Raw genomic sequence first — 19,225 nt, forward strand, 5'->3', positions numbered from 1 at the left:
TAGTCTCGTGGGCTCGGAGATTGTATAAGAGACAGATTTAAATTCTATAGCTACATGTATTTTTCAGAAAATCATTGCATAATAAATCATCTAGTTTTATAGATTCGAATTTAACCGCTTCTCAGCCGTTTTCATGTCCCAGTCTTTACGCGACATATAATTCTCTAACTGATCGCAGCTTGTCTTACCGACATTGAAATGTTTACTCTTTGAATGCAAATAAGAGAAACTATGGCTTACTTAGCATCTCTTTTAGCAAAAATATTCGCAACCAACGCGCCACTAAAGTTATGCCAGACACTAAATATCGCACTAGGTAAGGCCGCGACAGGATTGAAATAAGTTGCCGCAAGGGCAGCGCCCAGACCAGAGTTTTGCATGCCTACCTCTACCATAATGGCGCGGCGTTGTTTCTCCGTAAAGCCGGACAAACGAGCGATTACATATCCTAAGGTATAACCCATCATATTATGTAAGGCAACCACGATAAATACGATAGCACCGCTGTCTAGAATAGTCGCTTTAGATACTGCCACCACTGCCGCTATAATAATAGAGATACCCAATACCGACACCATCGGTAATACCTCGGTGACGAACTCGATCTTTTTACCCAGAAACTTATGAAAGATAACACCCAGTAATATGGGCAAGATAACGATTTTCGTAATGGTCATCATCATACTGGCTAGGTCGATGTCGATCAGCTGACCAGCAAACACATTTAATAGAATCGGGGTCAGAAAAGGCGCAAGCAGGGTAGAGATAGAGGTAATCGCCACACTCAATGCCACATCACCTTTGGCTAAGAACGTAATCACATTACTAGAAGTACCACCCGGGCAACAACCTACCAAGATAACACCGACTGCGATTAAAGGATCAAGGTTGAAGATGACCGTTAATAGGTAAGCGATCAAAGGCATGAGCGTGAACTGTGCTAATAGCCCTACCAGTACAGGCTTTGGTCGTTTGACAATTTCTAGGAAATCTTCCGTTTTGAGTGTCATGCCCATCCCAAACATAATGATGCCAAGTATGGGAACGATCAAAAAAGCCAACGAGGTAAAAAATTCAGGAAAAATAAATCCCAAAATAGCACTGACCAATGCCCAGATTGCAAAGGTTTTGCCAATCCAACTAGAAAGTAATGCAATCTGATTCATAGCCTATCTCACAAAAACAATAATAATAGAATAGACAATAATCTAGCATGGTTATTGTTAGCAAATGATGAAAGTATTTTGCTATGAACGTAGCGATAAGTTTGCTGATGGTGGGCAAAATAGACTGCCATAAAAAATGGCTTACCCATATTAAATGAGTAAGCCAAAAAATAACTATCAGATTTCTATCACTTGATTAGCCAATCGACTACAAATTCGGATTTAACCACTTCTCAGCCGTTTTCATATCCCAGCCTTTACGCTCAGCATAATTTTCTAACTGATCACGGCTGATTTTTCCGACATTGAAGTACTCGCTATCAGGATGCGAGTAATAGAATCCGCTGACTGATGACGCAGGCCACATTGCATAGCTTTCAGTCAACGTCGTACCGATAGCATCGACCGTACCGAGCCAGTCAAACAATTTACCTTTTTCGGTATGCTCAGGGCAGGCAGGGTAGCCAGGTGCAGGGCGGATGCCGACATATTTCTCTTTAATCATCTCATCATTGGTGAGTGACTCGGTCGGCTGATAGCCCCAATATTCTTTACGAATTAGCTCATGTAGATGTTCGGCGAATGCTTCGGCTAAACGGTCAGACAGCGCCTGTACCATAATGGCATTATAGTCATCGCCTGCTGTTTTGTATTGCTCAGCGAGTGCTTCTGTACCGACGATTGAGACAGTAAAGCCGCCCAAGTGATCAGTGTGGGTGTCTGATGGTGAGATAAAGTCTGCCAAGCTAAAGTTAGGCTTGCCGCTTGCCTTGTCGCTTTGCTGACGTAAGTGCTCAAACTGGTAGGTCGGTTTACCACCATTTTGTGGGTCATTGTCATATACAGTGACGGTATCTGCGCCAGTACGGCGCGCTGGCATCAGTTTAAACACACCTTTCGCTACGATTGATTTTTCATCAATCATCTTTTGTAGTAGCTCTTCTGCATTTTCAAACAAATCGCGAGCCGCTTCACCAACCACATCATCTTGCAATATTTTCGGGTATTTACCGGTCAGACCCCAAGAGATGAAGAATGGTGTCCAGTCAATATAAGGCAGCAGATTCGCGATTGGATAGTCATCCAATATCACTTGTCCTAGTTTATTTGGCACTGGTGGCACATAGGTTTCCCAATCATACTGAAAGCCAATCTTGACTGATTCGGCATAGGTGACTTTGGCAGCTTTTGGTTGACGCTTAGCCAGACGCTCACGCACTTTGACATACTCTTCGCGTGTCTCATCGATGAGCGCTTGACGGTGTTCTTTTGATAGTAATTTGGTCACCACACCGACTGAGCGCGAAGCATCCGATACATAGATGACGCCATCGTTTTGATATTGCGGCTCGACCTTGACGGCAGTATGCGCTTTCGACGTCGTTGCACCCCCAATCATTAATGGTAGTGTCATGCCGCGCTCTTGCATTTGCTTGGCGACATAGACCATCTCATCGAGACTTGGGGTAATCAGACCAGACAGACCGATGATATCAACTTTTTCTGCGATGGCAGTATCGAGGATTTTTTCACATGGCACCATGACGCCCAAATCGACGATATCATAGCCGTTACAGCCGAGTACCACACCGACGATATTTTTACCGATATCATGGACGTCGCCTTTGACGGTTGCCATTAGGATTTTACCTTTGACTTCGCCTTCGACTTTTTCCGCTTCGATATACGGGTTTAGCCATGCGACCGATTGCTTCATTACACGGGCAGATTTTACGACTTGCGGTAGGAACATTTTACCCGCACCGAATAGGTCACCGACGATATTCATACCGTCCATCAGTGGCCCTTCAATGACTTCTAGCGGTTTAGGATACTTCTCCCACGCTTCTTTGGTATCCGCTTCGATAAAGGTGGTCACGCCTTTGACCAGTGCGTGGGCGATACGTTCTTCTACCGTACCTTCGCGCCAGCTCATATCGACGGTACTGTCTTTTTTCTTACCGCCATCTTGATAGTTTTCAGCGACGGTCATTAGACGTTCAGTTGCATCTTGACCAGTCTCACCTTGATTGCGGTTGAGCATGACGTCTTCGATGGCATCACGAGCTTCCTTTGGAATATCATCGTACAGCTCAAGCATGGCTGGGTTGACGATACCCATGGTCAGGCCGTTTTTGATCGCGTGGTATAAGAATACGGAGTTGATCGCTTCACGGATTGGGTTACCACGGAAACTAAACGAGACGTTGGATACGCCGCCCGAGACCATCGCATTTGGCAGGTTTTCCGTAATCCAACGTGTGGCATTGATAAAGTCAGCGCCATAGTTATTATGCTCGGTGATACCTGTTGCAACGGCAAAGATATTTGGGTCAAAGATAATGTCTTCTGATGGGAAACCCACTTCGTTAACCAGTACATCATAGCTGCGTTTAGATATTTCAATCTTGCGCTCATAAGTGTCAGCCTGTCCATCTTCATCAAATGCCATAACGATAATCGCGGCACCATAACGCATACATAATTTGGCTCGCTCAACGAACTCAGCATGACCTTCTTTTAGCGAAATAGAGTTGACGACCGATTTACCCTGCGTACGTTTAAGACCTTCTTCGATAATATCCCATTTAGACGAGTCAATCATCAGTGGCACACGGCTGATGTCTGGTTCGCCTGAAACTAAGTTGACGAAGTGAATCATCGCCTGCTTGGAGTCGAGCATGCCTTCGTCCATATTAATATCGACGATTTGCGCGCCGCCCTCGACCTGATCGCGAGCGACATCGAGTGCTTCGGTATAGGCTTCGGTTTTAATCAAGCGTAGGAATTTTTTGGAGCCTGTGACGTTGGTACGCTCACCGACATTGACAAACAAGCTATCAGAGTTGATGGTAAATGGTTCGAGTCCTGACAAGCGGCAGGCAGGTGCTATCTCAGGAATGACACGCGGTGGATAGTTCGCCACGACTTTAGCAATTTGACGGATATGCTCAGGCGTCGTACCACAGCAGCCGCCGACGATGTTTAAGATACCTGCTTTGGCAAACCCTTCGAGTAGGGCAGCCGTTTCTTCAGCGGTTTCATCATACTCACCAAATTCATTGGGCAGACCAGCGTTTGGATGCGCAGAGACGTAGGTATCAGCGATGTTTGACAATGTCTGAATATGGGGACGCAGCGCATCAGCACCTAGCGCACAGTTAAAGCCAACGGACAATGGCTTGGCGTGGCGGATAGAGTTATAAAATGCTTCGGCCGTTTGACCAGATAGCGTGCGACCTGACGCATCGGTAATCGTACCCGAAATCATAATTGGTAACTCAAAGCCAATATCGTCAAACACACCAGTGATCGCAAATATCGCCGCTTTGGCATTTAGCGTATCAAAGATCGTCTCAATCAAGATGATATCGACGCCGCCTTCTATCAGGCATAAGGTCGCTTCACGGTAGTTGAGTACCAACTCATCAAAGGTAATATTACGAAACGCAGGATCATTGACATCAGGCGATAGCGAGCACGTACGTGACGTCGGACCCACGACACCTGCAACGAAGCGCGGTTTCTCAGGCGTTGTTGCGGTAAATTCATCCGCTGCTTCTCGAGCAATTTTGGCCGCCGTCCTGTTCAGTTCTGGGACCAAATACTGCATATCATAGTCAGCCATCGACAGACGCGTACCATTAAAGGTATTGGTCTCGATAATATCAGCGCCCGCTAGCAGATGATCGTGATGAATGTCTTTAATCATGTGCGGCTGAGTCAGTACCAGCAGGTCATTATTGCCGCGTACATCTTGGTCGATATCAGCAAAACGCTCACCACGATAATCCGCTTCTTCTAGCTTATAGGTCTGAATCTGCGTACCCATCGCACCGTCTAACATCAAAATGCGTGATGCCATCTGCTCAGTAATACGTGCACGTGCGGTTAGCTGCTGCTCTTTAAATGGAAATACAGCAGGCGGCGTTAATATAAAGTCATTAGCGGATGAGGAACTAGAGGCGGTATCGGTATGAGAATCGGTTGGTGAGGTCGTCGTTGGAATCATAGGTGTGCTGCTTATATCGTAATTATTAAAAAAAGAAGGAATAACAAACCAGTAGCGTGCAGAGTCTCACGAAGAGGACCGCAAATTTGCATTATTTTAGCATGAAAAGTTTGCTACATAGGGATACTGCATATTCCTCTTTGGCAATAGATAAATAAGAGGAGAGCTAAGTAACAAATCAAGGTATTAGAGTCTATTTCATAAAGCAGATACGCACAAATGAATATCATTTCGCTAAGGGCTTACATAAAGCTTTTCTTTTGCAAATGAAAGCCAACGGGAACGCTCAGAAGTCAGACAGAATTTACACCCATACCACAAAAAATTGCGCAAAGGCAGGTTGATAAAGATTGCTTACATGTTAATTTAATTTCAGAAATACAAGGTCTTAGTAAGTCCTACTTATAAATATAGGCTCATTTATTAGCAATAACTTGTATCAAAAGTATCGGTATTAGCAGTGCAGTACAGTGAGCAAATGGCATTAGCAGGCAGGATGATCTGTAAGACAGTAATATCATAGTTGAAACAATACCAACGTCAAAGAAATTCAAATCATTAAGGAAAATGTTATGAAACTTACTAAAATTGCCACCATCGGTACATTGGCTATCTCAATTGCAGGTCTAAGTGCTTGTAATAATATGATGCCAGCAAAGACGGGCGATATGAAAGCACCAATGCATAGTCAGAGTATGGCTAAGATGAATGTTGTACAAATTGCCCAAAGCAATCCTGATTTCTCAGTATTGGTAGAAGCGGTACAAGCAGCAGGTCTAGTCGATATGTTGTCTGATCCTAACGCCCACTATACGGTGTTTGCACCGACCAATGCTGCCTTTATGCAAGCATTGCAAGAAACTGGTATGACCAAAGCACAGCTATTCGCTAATAAGCCACTATTGACCAAAGTATTGGGTTATCACGTAGTCGCTGGTGATATGGCGATGTATGCCAAAGACGTGAAACCTGGCAACGTGATGACCGCTAGTAAAGACACGTTGATGGTAACCAAAGAAGGCAAATTAATGGATGAAAACGGTCGCACAACGAATATCGTGAAGACTGATATCGCTGCCAACAATGGTGTTGTCCATGTAATCGATAGAGTGTTGTTGCCTAAATAAGTATTAGCTGAGGCATATCAACTGTATTTATTGCAAGACTAAACAGCCATTGTTTGTGATGATTTCATTATCAGACAATGGCTGTTTTAGAATTTAGGGTTTGATCTATATAAGTTTCTGTTTAGGTTTGAATTTTAAAACAGACATCTAAAAGTAGTTAATCAACAGCATTTTGTCTCAAATATCGCAATAACTGATATACAAGCAAACAATGCTATATACGTGATTGATACAGTGTTGCTACCTAAGTAAATACCATTTGAAAATTAAACAGTTAGACTGAGAACTATCAATATAACGGACTAAATAGTATGACTGAGTAATTGGTACATCTATTGGTTGTCAGTCGCTATTATATTTATCGAAAATTATTAATTTAAATAAATCCCTTAATCAATTATTTATCCAAAAAGGAATTACCTATGTTAAAGAAGAACTTGTTATCTATCGCAGTTGTAACCGCAGCCATGTCACTAGCAGCGTGTAACGATACTGAAACTGTTGCAGAGCCAACTGAACCAGAAGCCACTGAAGAAATGGCAGTTGAGCCAGTTGCTGAGACAGAAGCTGTTGAAGCAGAGCCAATGGCCGAGATGGATATGGAAGCGACTCAAACTATCGCTGAAATCGCAGCAGAAAACGGAAATCTAACTATTTTAACCGCTGCGCTACAGGCTGCTGGTCTTGATACTATGCTAATGGAAGAAACTAAGCATACTGTATTTGCCCCAACTGATGATGCGTTTGCTCCAGTACTAGAAAAATTAGGCGTGACTAAAGAAGAGTTATTGGCCAATACGGACTTGCTAAAAACTGTCCTTCCTTACCATGTACTAGCAATGGAAGTTAAAGCGGCTGATATCCCATACGGTACTGAGATCGAAACAGCGAACGGTAAAACCATTACTATCAGTGAAGACAACGTAATTACTGATGCTACTGGTAACACAGCAAATATCACTGGTACAGATATCATGGCAACCAATGGTGTGGTCCACACTATCGATGCAGTATTAATGCCTGAATAAGCTATTTATTATATGTAGATTCATAATCTATAAATTAAAGAAAGCCTGGCCATTGCGCTAGGCTTTTTTACGTCTATGAATTAAAAATAGGGGAACTGTAGTTTACCTATACTGGTACGGCTACCTAATAAAAATAAGGTCATAAAACACTAAGGTAAGATTTATAAGAGAGGATGAAAAAAAATAAGGTGACTGTCATATATTATTTCAAAGACAGGTTAACTTTGAGAGGTAAAAGAGGGGTTTTGTGATACTAAACCAGGCTTTATAAATAGGAATCTTGATGTTTTTTCGGTAAGCTATTCTGTAGTGGTGTAGAAAACTATCCAAACAAAAAAGCCCGAGAACATGGTCTCGGGCTTTTTGTTTATTCAATAAGATTAAATAGCAATCTTATTAAATTGACTTACACATTGTCTTTACGTAATGGATCAGCGTTCATGCTTTTTTGCTGTGCTAGATGACGCTCTTCCCAATACGGTGCGTTTTTGATGCCGAATTTAGCAGGGTCAAAACTATAGCGAGTGACGCCAGCTTTACGCTGAGCTTCGTAGTCTTTAAGCATAGTAAGTGTTGGACGAGCCACGATGAAGATGACAAGAATACCAACAATGTTAAGCCAAGCCATAAGACCAACACCGATATCACCGATTGCCCAGATATAACCAGCTGAGTTTAGACCACCATAAGCAACCATCGCCATGATAAGCACTTTCACTAGGAATAGACCAGTTCTGTTCGCACTACGACCGAGGAAACGTGTTAAGTAAGCGACGTTTACTTCAGCGATGTAGTAGTAAGCCAAAATCGTTGTAAAGGCAAAGAAGAATACAGCGATTGCGATAAAGGCATTACCAAACGTACCGTATACAGATTCCATTGCCATTTGCGTGAACGCAGGAGCATTGATTTCAGTAGTAGCAGCAACGTTCTGTACGATGAACTGACCATCTGGTAGCGTACCTTGAATGTTGTACATACCAGTAGACAAGATCATGAATGCAGTAGCAGAACATACTAGTAATGTATCAACATATACTGAGAATGCCTGAACGAGACCTTGCTGTGATGGATGCTCAACTTCAGCAGCAGCAGCAGCGTGAGGACCTGTACCCTGACCAGCTTCGTTAGAGTAGATGCCACGTTTCACACCCCAACCGATAGCAGCACCAAAACCTGCTTGTGCAGTGAATGCATCACCAACGATCATACCAAAGACATCTGGAATCAAGCTGAAGTTGCTGAACATGATGATTAGTGCTAGGGCAATATAACCTAATGCCATGAAAGGTACTGCAAACTCAGTAAAGGTTGCAATACGCTTAATACCACCGAAAATGATGATACCTAGCACGACTAAGATGATAGCCAAGCCGACCAAACGCATAGAGCCAACTTCTAGGCCTGCAACGTTCATGATCGTACCTTCGCCCATTACCTGTGCAAATGCACTGATAACACCGTTCGCCTGTACACCAGGTAAGAACATACCACATGATAAAATAGAAGCGATTGCGAAGAGGATACCGTACCACTTTTGACCAAGGGCACGTTCAAAGTAATAAGCTGGGCCACCGCGATATTCGCCAGTTACCACATCTTTTTCTTTATAAATCTGAGCAAGAGTAGATTCGACATAGGCTGTAGATGCGCCTAGGAAGGCTACGATCCACATCCAGAAAACGGCACCTGGGCCACCGAAGCCGATAGCAGCAGCTACCCCAGCGATGTTACCCATACCCACACGACCGGCGAGTGAGACGGCAAGTGCCTGAAATGATGAGATACCCTGTGCACTAGATTTACCAGTGAATAGGAGTTTGATCATCTCACCGAATAGACGTACTTGTACAAAGCGCGTCATAATGGAATAGAACAGACCGGCACCCAAGCAGAGATAAATCAGCGCTGGGCTCCAAATAATTCCATTTACTAAGTTAACTAAACCTTCCATATTTATGTTCCTAGTACTGTCTCAAGGTGGCACTGTTTGCTAGGAGTAAACTAACTGGTTAACTTACTTATTTAAGTTAAGCAGTTAAAGTCTCTGCATCGACTTATTTGTTGTCTAAGTCTCATGTGCTTGGCCACCAAGAATGGACTGTAGTTGTCTGTATTTACCCGCGTATCTCGTCAGTAATACGGACTATTTGCATAGCGCTTATCACTGACAATATAAATATCAGCTGCGTTTACTATTATTCTACAACCTCAACTACTGCGGTCTTCTATCATCATGTTACACATCAGATGAGTCATAAGTTGACCGGCGGATAAAACAGGCGGTTATATAATTAAATATCCATCACCATGATGGCATTCAACTTACTATGAGCTGTCTTGAATAAATACATGACTGGTATGGCGAATTGATAGTATTAAGCGATAATTTGACAGTTAATTGATGTTTTTATTAAAAAATTAACAACTCGCTAATACTAATCAAACTATAAGTCCACTACCAAATGTATTCAAACCGTACGGCTACGTAACTGCAATTTGCCATATTTTTGTACTAATTACTAGAAATTTCTTTATAGACGGTAGATATATTCGTATTTTATTTAGCAGATACATTAGCAAGATTTGCATAATATATAAATAATTGTTTGTACTTTCATAACATTTAGTCTGATTGCGCCAGACTGTTAGATTTTTGCTTTATATCTATCATGATAAAAACGCGTTATCGTTAACGCTATGCGGTTGTGTTTTGGTAACGGTCAATTGTAAAAAGCCGTGTATAACGCCATCATTAGGACAACTTCTTTTGATATCATGCTGATAGAGTGATGCGCAGATATACAATATATAGAGCGTATGACTGCCGTATGAATACCAAGAAAACTTAAAAATATTAAAAACGTGGTACTGGATATTTATCATTATTAGGAGAATCAACAATGACGCGTAAATCTATTATGAAGCCGATGTTGCTAGCCGCTTTATTGACAACCTCTACGGTTGGTCTAAGCGGCTGTGGCTACAACAACCTGCAAGCACAAGATGAGCAGGTCACTGCTTCATGGTCAGAAGTGGTCAACCAGTATCAGCGCCGTTCTGATTTGGTGCCAAACTTAGTCAAAGTCGTACAGCAATACGCCGAGCAAGAGCAAGAGGTCTTCACCCAAGTGGCAGAAGCTCGCTCACGTGCAGGCGGCATCACGGTGACGCCAGAAGTACTCAATGATCCAGAAGCGATGGAGCGTTATGCAGCGGCGCAAGAGCAGATGACAGGGGCATTGTCACGTTTGATGGCGGTGTCTGAGCGTTACCCGGATCTAAAGTCAGATGCACTGTTTCAAGATTTGCAGGCACAGTTAGAAGGTACTGAGAACCGTATTGCTGTGGCTCGTAACCGTTATATCCAAGAAGTGCAGGGATACAATACAACGGTACGTCAGTTCCCAACTAACATCACTGCTAAAGTATTTGGTATGGACACTAAGCCCAACTTTAGTGTGGCCAATGAAGAGGCGATTTCAACCGCACCAAGTGTTGATTTTGGCGACTCTACAGAAAAGTCTGCTGAATAAAATTTAGAATTAATGTGACGACAGAGCAGCATAGGCAGCTCTGTTCATTTAGCTAATGGTTCGATGATGATTAGTTAGAGTCTATCAATTGGTAAAGATGTTATCTGAGGTGGTATAGATTAGATGAATAATTCAAAAGCAATCTTATCAGCATTACTGTTTACGTTAGGTGTCGTCAGCGTGCCTGTATTGCACGCTGCACCCAATGATACAGCGGTGGCGACAGATAGCACCTCGGATCTGCAAAACCGTAGTGTCGAAGAGTTGGTGGCCGTTGCTAAAGCAGGCGAGTCTAACGAAGCAATCAATGATGCTGTATTAAATAACGATGCTATCAATGAAGCGGTGCTCGGCAACGACGCTATCAATCAAAACGCAGATAACCAAAGCGCAGCAAATGGTACTGCCAATGCTCAAACCGATCAGCCACCAGTACGCTCCAGTGCCGAGGGTGTTGACGCTGATAAGTTGATACTCAATGAACCAGTCGTTGATCAGGCCAATATTTTAAATCCCCAAGAGAAGCTACGTCTAGAGGCTCAGCTTCGAAGTATCTATCAGCAGGGATTAGCACAAGCAGCGGTGGTTATCGTACCAACTACCAATGGCGTACCAATATTTGATTATGCCTTGCAAGTTGCTGAGAAGTGGGAACTGGGTGATGAAGCTATCGATGACGGTCTGCTAATTGTGGTCGCTGTCAATGACCGTGATATGTATATCCTAACGGGTTATGGACTAGAAGGCGTCTTACCAGATGCAGCGGTTAACCGCGTCATTCGAGAAGATATCACGCCGTTATTTAAGCAAAATAACTATGGTGCAGGGATAATCGCTGGCGTTGAATCGCTCAAAACGCGCTTAACTGCTGACCCTGAAGTCTTAGCCCGTGCTGATGCACAAGCTGCAGAACGTACTGCCCAGCAAAGCTCAGACGAGCTGCCATCACCTATTTTCTTATTTATCATGGCGATGATTTTTGGTAGCTTTATTACTAATATATTGGGTCGAGTATTTGGTTCTATTATTACCGCTGGCGGGTTTTTTGCAGGTTCGATGGCTTTAGGCGGCGGTTTCTTCATGACACTGATTATGGCAATCTTCATCTGGATGTTTTTGATCTCACGCGGCGGTGGCGGTGGAAAAGGCGGCGGCGGTAAAGGTGGGCGCAGAGGCGGCATGATTTTCTTACCCGGTATGGGCGGCGGTAGTGGAGGCGGCTTTGGCGGTGGTGGTTTCGGAGGAGGCGGCTTTGGCGGCGGCGGCGGTGGTTTCGGCGGCGGCGGTGCAGGTGGCTCGTGGTAAGTATTCCACACACTCAAACAAAATAAACTCTACATAACCATCGAAATGACGTACTTGAGGAAATAATATAATGGTAGAAGACAACGCTTCAAACCCCAGTTTTGCCCGCTGGTGGCGTCAAGTTTTGTTCGTCCCTTTATTACATAGTAAGTGGCTAACAACAGAATCCAAGGCACGCTTAACAGATGCTGTGACACGAGCCGAACGTGGGCATCGTGGTGAAGTGTTCTTAATCGTAGAAAACCATCTGCCTATCCAAGAGGCCTATCGCATGAACTGCCGTGAACGTGCGATTGATTTGTTTAGCGAATATCGCGTCTGGGACACGGAAGAAAATACGGGCGTCTTGATCTATGTCAATATATGCGAGCGTAAACTAGAGATTGTCGCAGACCGCGGTATTAGTGCTCATGTTAGTCCGACTGTATGGAATGCCATGTGTGAAAAAGCGGTATCTGGTATTGCTACTCAAAAAACAGAAGAGAGCTTGGCTGAACTGCTAGACGAAGTGGGGCAGGTGCTACGTCAATATTATCACCTAGAGCATGATCCAGAAGGCAATGAGCTGTCCGATACAGTGGTATTTCTAAAGTAGTGTGTGTCTGGTGTGGTTTTATTAAGACGCTTACTTTTATAAACAGGTTATCTATACGGTCAAAGGGTTTTGTTTTAGGCAATATACTTTTAGTGTTAAAATAATGGTTCTGGGACAGATAGTGCCTTGTATATGCATGGTTTGATTATCTTACTTTGCAACATTTACGATGGCTCGTCCCGATAACGCCATTATTGGAATACTATGATTGAGTTAGTAAAGAAACTACCGAAAGCTGAACTTCATCTACATATTGAAGGTTCGCTAGAGCCTGAGCTGATGTTTAGATTGGCCAAAAAGAACAACGTAGAGATACCTTACAAAGATATCGAAGATGTACGCAGTGCTTATAACTTCACCAATCTACAGACCTTTTTAGATATCTATTATGCGGGCGCAAACGTTCTGCTCACAAAAGATGATTTTTATGATTTGACGTGGGAGTATATTCTTAAATGTGTCGAAGACAATGTCATCCATACAGAGATATTCTTTGACCCACAGACGCATACCGATCGCGGCGTGCCTTTTGAAGCAGTAATCACAGGTATTAAAGAAGCACTGGCAGATGCCAAAGCAAAATACGGTATCACATCATGCATCATCATGTGTTTTTTGCGTCATTTATCGCAAGAAGAAGCTTTTGAAACGTTAGAGCAAGCACTGGACTATAAAGACGACATTATCGGTGTGGGTCTGGACTCATCAGAATTAGGCAACCCGCCATCGAAGTTTAAAGAGGTCTTCCAAAAAGCTAAAGAAGAAGGCTTTAAGTTGGTTGCTCACGCAGGCGAAGAAGCAGACTTTTCGTATATCTACGAAGCGCTAGATTTATTGAATATCAATAGAATTGATCACGGTGTGCAATCTATAAAAAGCCCAGAGTTGATGCAAAGACTCAAAGATGAGCAAATGCCACTGACCGTTTGCCCGAACTCAAACATCGAGCTAAAAGTTTTCGAGACTTATAAAGAGCACAATATTAAAGAGCTTTTAGATTATGGTCTAAATATCAGTGTTAATTCAGACGACCCTGCGTACTTCAAAGGTTACGTGAATCAAAATTTCATCAATCTGTATGAGAACCTACCAATTACGGAAGACGATGTTATTACATTAGTAAAAAACTCGTTTAAATCGGCATTTATCAATGATGAGTTAAAAGAAGCTTACTTGGCGAGAGTTGATCTTGCATTGAAATAAGCTGTAACGAGTTTGTTATTAGTAGCAAAGGCTTAACGGTTTATACAAATCGTTAAGCCTTTTTTATTGTCTGTCATGCAGCAATGTTTATAAGTAGTAGTGTTTATAAAGTAGTAATCTCTGCTATAAGCAGCGGCAAAACGATTCCTGCTTTTTCTGCTAATGTGATATCGACAATAGTATTTGGTGTTGGATCAGGGTTTATCTCAATAACTTGCGCGCCATTCTGTTTGGCTAATTGTGCCAATCCAGCAGCAGGATAAACCAAGCTTGAGGTACCGATACTGATAAACACCTCGCAATTAGCTGCAGCTTCTTCGGCAGTCTGCCATGCCTGTACAGGTAGAGCTTCGCCAAACCAAACAATATCTGGTCTAATATAACCGTCGCAATGCGGACAGTTAAGCAGTGATTCATCAAAGCTCATAGTGCCTTGATTATCGTACGATGCTCTCGATTGATCTTGATAGGGTATCTCACACTGACCACAGCGATTGCGCCAAAGATGACCATGCAGGTGAGTCACTGCGCTACCAGCTTGCTCGTGCAAATCATCGACATTTTGGGTGATGAGTGTCAGCTGCTGATCGGAGGTTTGCGCATGATACTGCCATTGAGCCAACACATGATGGGCGGGATTTGGCGCTTTGTCTGCGACCATTTGCCGACGCCATTGATACCATGACCACACCAACTTTGGATCACGAGTGAATGCTTCAGGAGTGGCTAGGTCTTCGACACCGTAGTTCTCCCACAGTCCTGTTTGCTTATCCCGAAACGTTGGGATGCCACTTTCTGCTGAAATGCCAGCCCCAGTCAGAATGCAGATACGCTGTTTGGATGCCAGTAGATGGGCTGCAAGTTTTACTTCTGCTATTAACGCTGGTGATAATTCTGCTAACATGAGCCAACCCTTGCTAATAATGGATGTTTTTACTTATGATAGACGGTATTTGGTGGCTTGTCATATTGTTCGCTGTCATCGCAGTTTTATGGTTCGTGGCAAAGTCACGAGGTGTAAAAGCAGGCGAAAAGCATAGCGGCGCAAAATCAAAAAATGCAACACCGAATGATGCGCTGCAAAAAACATTAACGATATTAAAACAGCATTTTGCTGATTATCGAGTCACATGTAAGGCAAATCATTTGCTCGTTAGCAAACAAGATAAAAAAATTGCGATGATTACGATTGATAAAAAGATTGCTGAGGGTCAGCGCCGTTTGGGTGATGTGCCAGTGATTAATTATCACCGTATACCTAGCCGTGCTCAATTGACTGCCAATCTACAGGATGCAGAGTAATTTTGCTATATAGTCAATCCTCTATAAATTGGCTACGGTGTCAGTCTCGCTCAATCTACTACTTGTAGTACTTTCACTCGGCTTCCTTGTATCCAAATTATACTGAATCGACTATAGGTGAGAGCACTAGAAGTATACAAGCACAGAAAAACTACAAATATTCTGATATGTAGGTTTAATAAGTATAGGAAGTTTAAGATAGTACTAAGAGAAGGGTAGAGCAAGATTGTAAACAGTATGATTGGTGCGCTCGGCGGGAATCGAACCCACGACCCTCGGCTTCGGAGGCTAGAACCACCATATTTCGTTAAATGACTTTGATGTATATAAACCTACTATACGTTATAAATAAAGGGATAGGAAGAATTTTATGCCATGACGTTTAGCGTATTTTAAAGTATTTTATAGCAACATTGATATCAATTTTGGTCACTAGTTAAGTATAGAATTCAATCATTTTTTATAGTATTAATGTACGTATTTTATACTTAACTTTTTCAGAAATTACTGATTAAGCGAATTATTAACTCATCAAAGTAATATTGGAATAAATTACTGTAGAAATGGGCTGCTATAATTTCGAAAAAATAGTCAGGTATTTCAGCCGTAGTTTAGATCTTAACGATTTTTCGAATGCATTGAAGAAACGGTTCTGGACTACACTTGCAAATACTCTGATATTGAGTTTTTGACAACAACGTTTTGAGTTTATCTTCTTTTGATTTACCTTGTTAAGCCATCAATAATCCTACAGTAACCTCAAAAAAACACTCATCTTTGATAGTAATACTGACTTTACCTTTATGGGCATTAGCGATGGCCTGCACGATAGACAATCCCAATCCTGTACCTGCGTACTTATGACTAGTCTTATCATGACGATAGAATCGCTCAAACAGTTTATCGGCTTCAATCTGATTTAATGGTTTGTCTAGACGGTTGGTCATAGTTATTCTTAACCAGAGCTGCTCTGGGGATTGAATATCGTCTTTTGGCGCATTAAGCGAGGTGCTTGAAGTGAGGACAGTAGCGGATATCATAATAGTGCTATTACTAGCCGCATAATAAATCGCATTTGACATCAGGTTGGCAAACAGTCGTTGCAATAAGCCTTCATCACCTAATACTCTTTCGAACTTACCCGATTTCTCAAAAGTTATCCCTCGATCTTCTGCAATCATTTCATAGTAATCAACGAGCTTTGTGATTAAGCTGTCTGTATCCACGTGACTGATTTGTGAGTCACTTAATCCTTTTTGGGTTTTTGCCAGTAGCAGCATATTGTTTATCATGGCCGACAGCTGCTCTAACGTGTCATGCTGATGATGTAGCTGCTCAATGTATTCATCGCCAGCTCTTGGTTTGTTTAACATGACTTGTGTCTGCGTGCTGAGTGTCGCTATTGGCGTACGTAGCTCATGGGCAATATTGTCTGAAAACCGAGACAAAGACTCAAAGTTACTTTCAAGCTTGACCATCATTGAATTGTAAGATTCTGCTAGTGGCCTCAGTTCTAACGGCATATCGTCAACCGCAACTCTTTCGTCTAACCTTTGGAGGTTTATGCCTTTCATTTTTTGTACGATAGTGGACAAAGGTGCAAAACCCCAATACACACTTAATGCCGCTACTGAAACCAATAATAAAGTGATGGCAGTGAGTATCAAGCTCAACTGGCGATTAAACTGGATAAGATATTGATGATGCACATTGGTAGGTAGGGCAATAAACGCCAAAATCTCTTGATTTGGAATAATAATGGCTCGGTAATGCCTATTGTTGATCTTGATCATAAACTGCTGATCGTGATGTTCCTGCCATAGTGATAACAAGCTAAAATCGGCTGGCAAATTATGAATGAAACTACTGGGGTCACTGGATAATAACTTGCCTTTTTTATCTGCTACTAAAGTTTTTAAATCATAATCCAGCCAAGAGGAATGCAAGTGATTGTCATCAATGAGTGATTGGGACTTTGACACTGTGAATGGTTCTATGGGCTCGTTAACACTAACCATGCGTTTACGCAGATTAAAAGCTGCATGGGTGATAATCTCTGAGTCCATTTGCTCAAAGTGTCCACTCACAGAGCGCTGCACCCACGCATAGATGATGACCTGAGAGATAATAACGAAGACTGTCAATAAGGAAATCGTTCGCCATAGCAGTGACCAGCGCCGGTTTCTGAGTGTATGGTTCATGCTATTTAGAATCGTCTCCGTCCGCATCACTTTGGACCTCAGTAGCCAGCGCCTCTAAGCGATAGCCCATTCCACGCACAGTATGAATGAGCTTTGCCTCATGACCATCGTCTATTTTTATACGCAGACGCCTTATCGCCACATCAATCACATTCGTATCGTTATCAAAATTCACATCCCATACTTGGGAGGCGATCACGGTACGTGGTAGCACTTCACCTCGGCGCTCTAATAAAAACTGTAGTAAGGAAAACTCTTTTGCCGTGAGCTTAATAGGCTTGCCGCCTCTATGTACCGTGCGCTTGGCAATATCCATCTTGAGATCTGCTATTTGCAGGATCGTACTTTGATAATCGGCCTGATTGGCGCGTCGTAACAGACTCTTTATTCTGACGATCAGTTCTGCAAACGCAAAAGGCTTAGTCAAATAATCATCGCCTCCAATCTCAATCCCTTTTATCTTATCGCTTAAGTCATCTTTTGCCGTTAGAAAGAGCACAGGTGTTTGCTTACCCGCTGCTCGGTAATTGCGAACCAGCTCAAATCCACTAACATCAGGCAGCATCACATCCATTAGGATCACGCTAAACTCTTCTGTCATCAATGCATGATAGCCATCTAGGCCTGTTAGGTGATGATCAACAATAAAACCAGCTTCCGTTAAGCCTTTTTTTATATACTCGCCTAGTTTCAACTCATCTTCTACCAGTAGTATTTTCATAGTAACCCCTCAATACGATTATGATTCTTTGACATCCTAATCAATATAGATGACAAAAACGTTTTGTAACTGACAAAAATGTCATGTACTCGTAATCAGATTGTCAGTCTTCATTTGCTAATCTATATGAATGAAACATAGTTGCTCGTTCCTAATATCTAGCAGCTATGAATTATTTTTACAGGTCATTAATTTAATGACCTAATAACTCAAACACCTAACAACTTACAAAAGAGGTTTTATATGAAAATTCACGGTTCATTCAAAAAAGCGGTACTACTATCAGCATCGATGCTTATCGGTGTAACAGCGGCTAATGCGCATACGACCAATCTAAGCACTTCAATTATCGATAGCTGCGATAACGTTACCAAGTTTGCTAAAAACCTAGATCACAATAATGCAAATGTATCGGATGCTGAAATGAAAAGCTATATCGATGCTAGAGTTGCTTGTGAAGTTCAGCATCAAGATCAGCACTTGCAGTCTGAAAAGGATTTCGTGAACAAATATGGTCGCGATCGCGATAGAAGCCCTCAAGTCATACTAAAGGATTCTATTAAGAATTAAAATCTAGAAACGTTAAGATGACAATATTGTAATCTTATTGTCATCTACCAGTCAGAAAGAATAAGGTATCATCTAAACCAATTTAACAGTCTTGACATTAAACAGACTCAGGCGTTAATAAAATAAATAGGAATTAATTATGTCATTATCTAAATCAATCGCTGCCACTGCTGTAGCTCTAATCCTTTCAACCTCAGCTATGGCGCATTCTCCAGAGATGCATGCGAAAAAAGATAGTATGAGTTGTGAAAAGATGGAGAAAAACATGCAAATGATGGAAAAAATGGATCATAGCAAGATGGATATGAAAGATCCTGCTATGAAAGCAATGATGGCTAACATGGGTAAAATGAAGCAAATGTACCAAAAAAACTGCGTTACTAACGACAGTAAATCTTAAAAATTTTAGCTCTGCTAAATAGCAGTCAACACTTAACGAAAATAAAGTTTTAGGAAAAT

15 protein-coding genes are annotated in these 19,225 nt (G+C 42.2%); 9 read left to right on the plus strand and 6 right to left on the minus strand.

Translation table 11 applies throughout. The annotated features are described in order from the left end of the window. Nucleotides 1–236: 236 nt before the first annotated feature. Together CXF69_RS14145 and metH are read right to left on the minus strand one after the other, a co-directional pair. Entirely contained in the window at nt 237–1,166 is a 930-nt protein-coding gene (locus tag CXF69_RS14145; protein WP_102078691.1) for a bile acid:sodium symporter family protein, read from the minus strand. 208 nt (nt 1,167–1,374) lie between these two features. After that, a complete protein-coding gene (metH, locus tag CXF69_RS14150; RefSeq protein WP_416375009.1) occupies nt 1,375–5,031 on the minus strand; it encodes a methionine synthase in 3,657 nt (1,218 codons plus the stop codon). Between the two features lie 719 nt (nt 5,032–5,750). Here metH and CXF69_RS14155 point away from each other — a divergent pair. Continuing rightward, nucleotides 5,751–6,305, plus strand: coding sequence for a fasciclin domain-containing protein (locus tag CXF69_RS14155; RefSeq protein WP_057758533.1), 555 nt, complete (start codon nt 5,751–5,753; stop codon nt 6,303–6,305). Nucleotides 6,306–6,727: 422 nt separating this feature from the next. After that, complete coding sequence (locus tag CXF69_RS14160) at nt 6,728–7,333, plus strand: fasciclin domain-containing protein (RefSeq protein ID WP_102078693.1); 606 nt, start codon at nt 6,728–6,730, stop codon at nt 7,331–7,333. A 406-nt stretch (nt 7,334–7,739) separates the two neighbouring features. Here CXF69_RS14160 and CXF69_RS14165 read toward each other — a convergent pair whose 3' ends face one another. Continuing rightward, a complete protein-coding gene (locus tag CXF69_RS14165; RefSeq protein ID WP_102078694.1) occupies nt 7,740–9,287 on the minus strand; it encodes an alanine/glycine:cation symporter family protein in 1,548 nt (515 codons plus the stop codon). A 949-nt stretch (nt 9,288–10,236) separates the two neighbouring features. On the opposite strand from CXF69_RS14165, the gene CXF69_RS14170 reads away from it, so the two are divergent. From CXF69_RS14170 to CXF69_RS14185, 4 genes are all read left to right on the plus strand, one after another. Further along, nucleotides 10,237–10,869 carry a LemA family protein gene (locus CXF69_RS14170; protein ID WP_057758539.1) on the plus strand — a complete coding sequence of 211 codons (633 nt, stop codon included), beginning with the start codon at nt 10,237–10,239 and terminating at the stop codon, nt 10,867–10,869. 123 nt (nt 10,870–10,992) lie between these two features. Then, complete coding sequence (locus CXF69_RS14175; protein ID WP_102078695.1) at nt 10,993–12,174, plus strand: TPM domain-containing protein; 1,182 nt, start codon at nt 10,993–10,995, stop codon at nt 12,172–12,174. 70 nt (nt 12,175–12,244) lie between these two features. Further along, the gene (locus CXF69_RS14180) at nt 12,245–12,769 is read left to right on the plus strand and encodes a TPM domain-containing protein (protein ID WP_102078696.1); all 525 of its coding nucleotides are present in this window, start codon (nt 12,245–12,247) and stop codon (nt 12,767–12,769) included. A 204-nt stretch (nt 12,770–12,973) separates the two neighbouring features. Beyond that, nucleotides 12,974–13,972: an adenosine deaminase gene (locus CXF69_RS14185; RefSeq protein ID WP_102078697.1), complete on the plus strand. Its 999-nt coding sequence runs from the start codon at nt 12,974–12,976 to the stop codon at nt 13,970–13,972. Between the two features lie 103 nt (nt 13,973–14,075). On the opposite strand, the gene CXF69_RS14190 is transcribed toward CXF69_RS14185, so the two are convergent. Beyond that, nucleotides 14,076–14,876 (minus strand): SIR2 family NAD-dependent protein deacylase, encoded by an 801-nt coding sequence (locus CXF69_RS14190; RefSeq protein ID WP_101204945.1) that lies wholly within the window; start codon nt 14,874–14,876, stop codon nt 14,076–14,078. Nucleotides 14,877–14,911: 35 nt separating this feature from the next. Between CXF69_RS14190 and CXF69_RS14195 the strand changes: the two genes are divergently transcribed. Further along, nucleotides 14,912–15,274, plus strand: coding sequence for a hypothetical protein (locus tag CXF69_RS14195; RefSeq protein ID WP_101204944.1), 363 nt, complete (start codon nt 14,912–14,914; stop codon nt 15,272–15,274). 731 nt (nt 15,275–16,005) lie between these two features. Here CXF69_RS14195 and CXF69_RS14200 read toward each other — a convergent pair. Continuing rightward, entirely contained in the window at nt 16,006–17,475 is a 1,470-nt protein-coding gene (locus CXF69_RS14200; RefSeq protein ID WP_102078698.1) for an ATP-binding protein, read from the minus strand. A gap of 1 nt (nt 17,476) precedes the next feature. Beyond that, entirely contained in the window at nt 17,477–18,196 is a 720-nt protein-coding gene (locus tag CXF69_RS14205) for a heavy metal response regulator transcription factor (RefSeq protein ID WP_102078699.1), read from the minus strand. A gap of 243 nt (nt 18,197–18,439) precedes the next feature. Between CXF69_RS14205 and CXF69_RS14210 the strand changes: the two genes are divergently transcribed. Together CXF69_RS14210 and CXF69_RS14215 are read left to right on the plus strand one after the other, a co-directional pair. After that, nucleotides 18,440–18,766, plus strand: coding sequence for a hypothetical protein (locus tag CXF69_RS14210; RefSeq protein WP_102078700.1), 327 nt, complete (start codon nt 18,440–18,442; stop codon nt 18,764–18,766). A 139-nt stretch (nt 18,767–18,905) separates the two neighbouring features. Further along, nucleotides 18,906–19,166 (plus strand): hypothetical protein, encoded by a 261-nt coding sequence (locus tag CXF69_RS14215; RefSeq protein ID WP_102078701.1) that lies wholly within the window; start codon nt 18,906–18,908, stop codon nt 19,164–19,166. The last annotated feature ends 59 nt before the right edge of the window (nt 19,167–19,225 follow it).

The sequence above is a fragment of the Psychrobacter sp. Choline-02u-9 genome, from assembly GCF_002836505.1.
GTDB lineage: Bacteria > Pseudomonadota > Gammaproteobacteria > Pseudomonadales > Moraxellaceae > Psychrobacter.

What these genes read in the sequence shown, in the direction of transcription:
- CXF69_RS14160 (WP_102078693.1), top strand. Translation starts at nt 6,728, where the DNA reads ATGTTAAAGAAGAACTTGTTATCTATCGCAGTTGTAACCGCAGCCATG.
- CXF69_RS14205 (WP_102078699.1), bottom strand. Translation starts at nt 18,196, where the DNA reads ATGAAAATACTACTGGTAGAAGATGAGTTGAAACTAGGCGAGTATATA.
- CXF69_RS14175 (WP_102078695.1), top strand. Translation starts at nt 10,993, where the DNA reads ATGAATAATTCAAAAGCAATCTTATCAGCATTACTGTTTACGTTAGGT.
- metH (WP_416375009.1), bottom strand. Translation starts at nt 5,031, where the DNA reads ATGGCATCACGCATTTTGATGTTAGACGGTGCGATGGGTACGCAGATT.
- CXF69_RS14195 (WP_101204944.1), top strand. Translation starts at nt 14,912, where the DNA reads ATGATAGACGGTATTTGGTGGCTTGTCATATTGTTCGCTGTCATCGCA.
- CXF69_RS14200 (WP_102078698.1), bottom strand. Translation starts at nt 17,475, where the DNA reads ATGAACCATACACTCAGAAACCGGCGCTGGTCACTGCTATGGCGAACG.
- CXF69_RS14165 (WP_102078694.1), bottom strand. Translation starts at nt 9,287, where the DNA reads ATGGAAGGTTTAGTTAACTTAGTAAATGGAATTATTTGGAGCCCAGCG.
- CXF69_RS14215 (WP_102078701.1), top strand. Translation starts at nt 18,906, where the DNA reads ATGTCATTATCTAAATCAATCGCTGCCACTGCTGTAGCTCTAATCCTT.
- CXF69_RS14210 (WP_102078700.1), top strand. Translation starts at nt 18,440, where the DNA reads ATGAAAATTCACGGTTCATTCAAAAAAGCGGTACTACTATCAGCATCG.
- CXF69_RS14170 (WP_057758539.1), top strand. Translation starts at nt 10,237, where the DNA reads ATGACGCGTAAATCTATTATGAAGCCGATGTTGCTAGCCGCTTTATTG.
- CXF69_RS14190 (WP_101204945.1), bottom strand. Translation starts at nt 14,876, where the DNA reads ATGTTAGCAGAATTATCACCAGCGTTAATAGCAGAAGTAAAACTTGCA.
- CXF69_RS14185 (WP_102078697.1), top strand. Translation starts at nt 12,974, where the DNA reads ATGATTGAGTTAGTAAAGAAACTACCGAAAGCTGAACTTCATCTACAT.
- CXF69_RS14145 (WP_102078691.1), bottom strand. Translation starts at nt 1,166, where the DNA reads ATGAATCAGATTGCATTACTTTCTAGTTGGATTGGCAAAACCTTTGCA.
- CXF69_RS14180 (WP_102078696.1), top strand. Translation starts at nt 12,245, where the DNA reads ATGGTAGAAGACAACGCTTCAAACCCCAGTTTTGCCCGCTGGTGGCGT.
- CXF69_RS14155 (WP_057758533.1), top strand. Translation starts at nt 5,751, where the DNA reads ATGAAACTTACTAAAATTGCCACCATCGGTACATTGGCTATCTCAATT.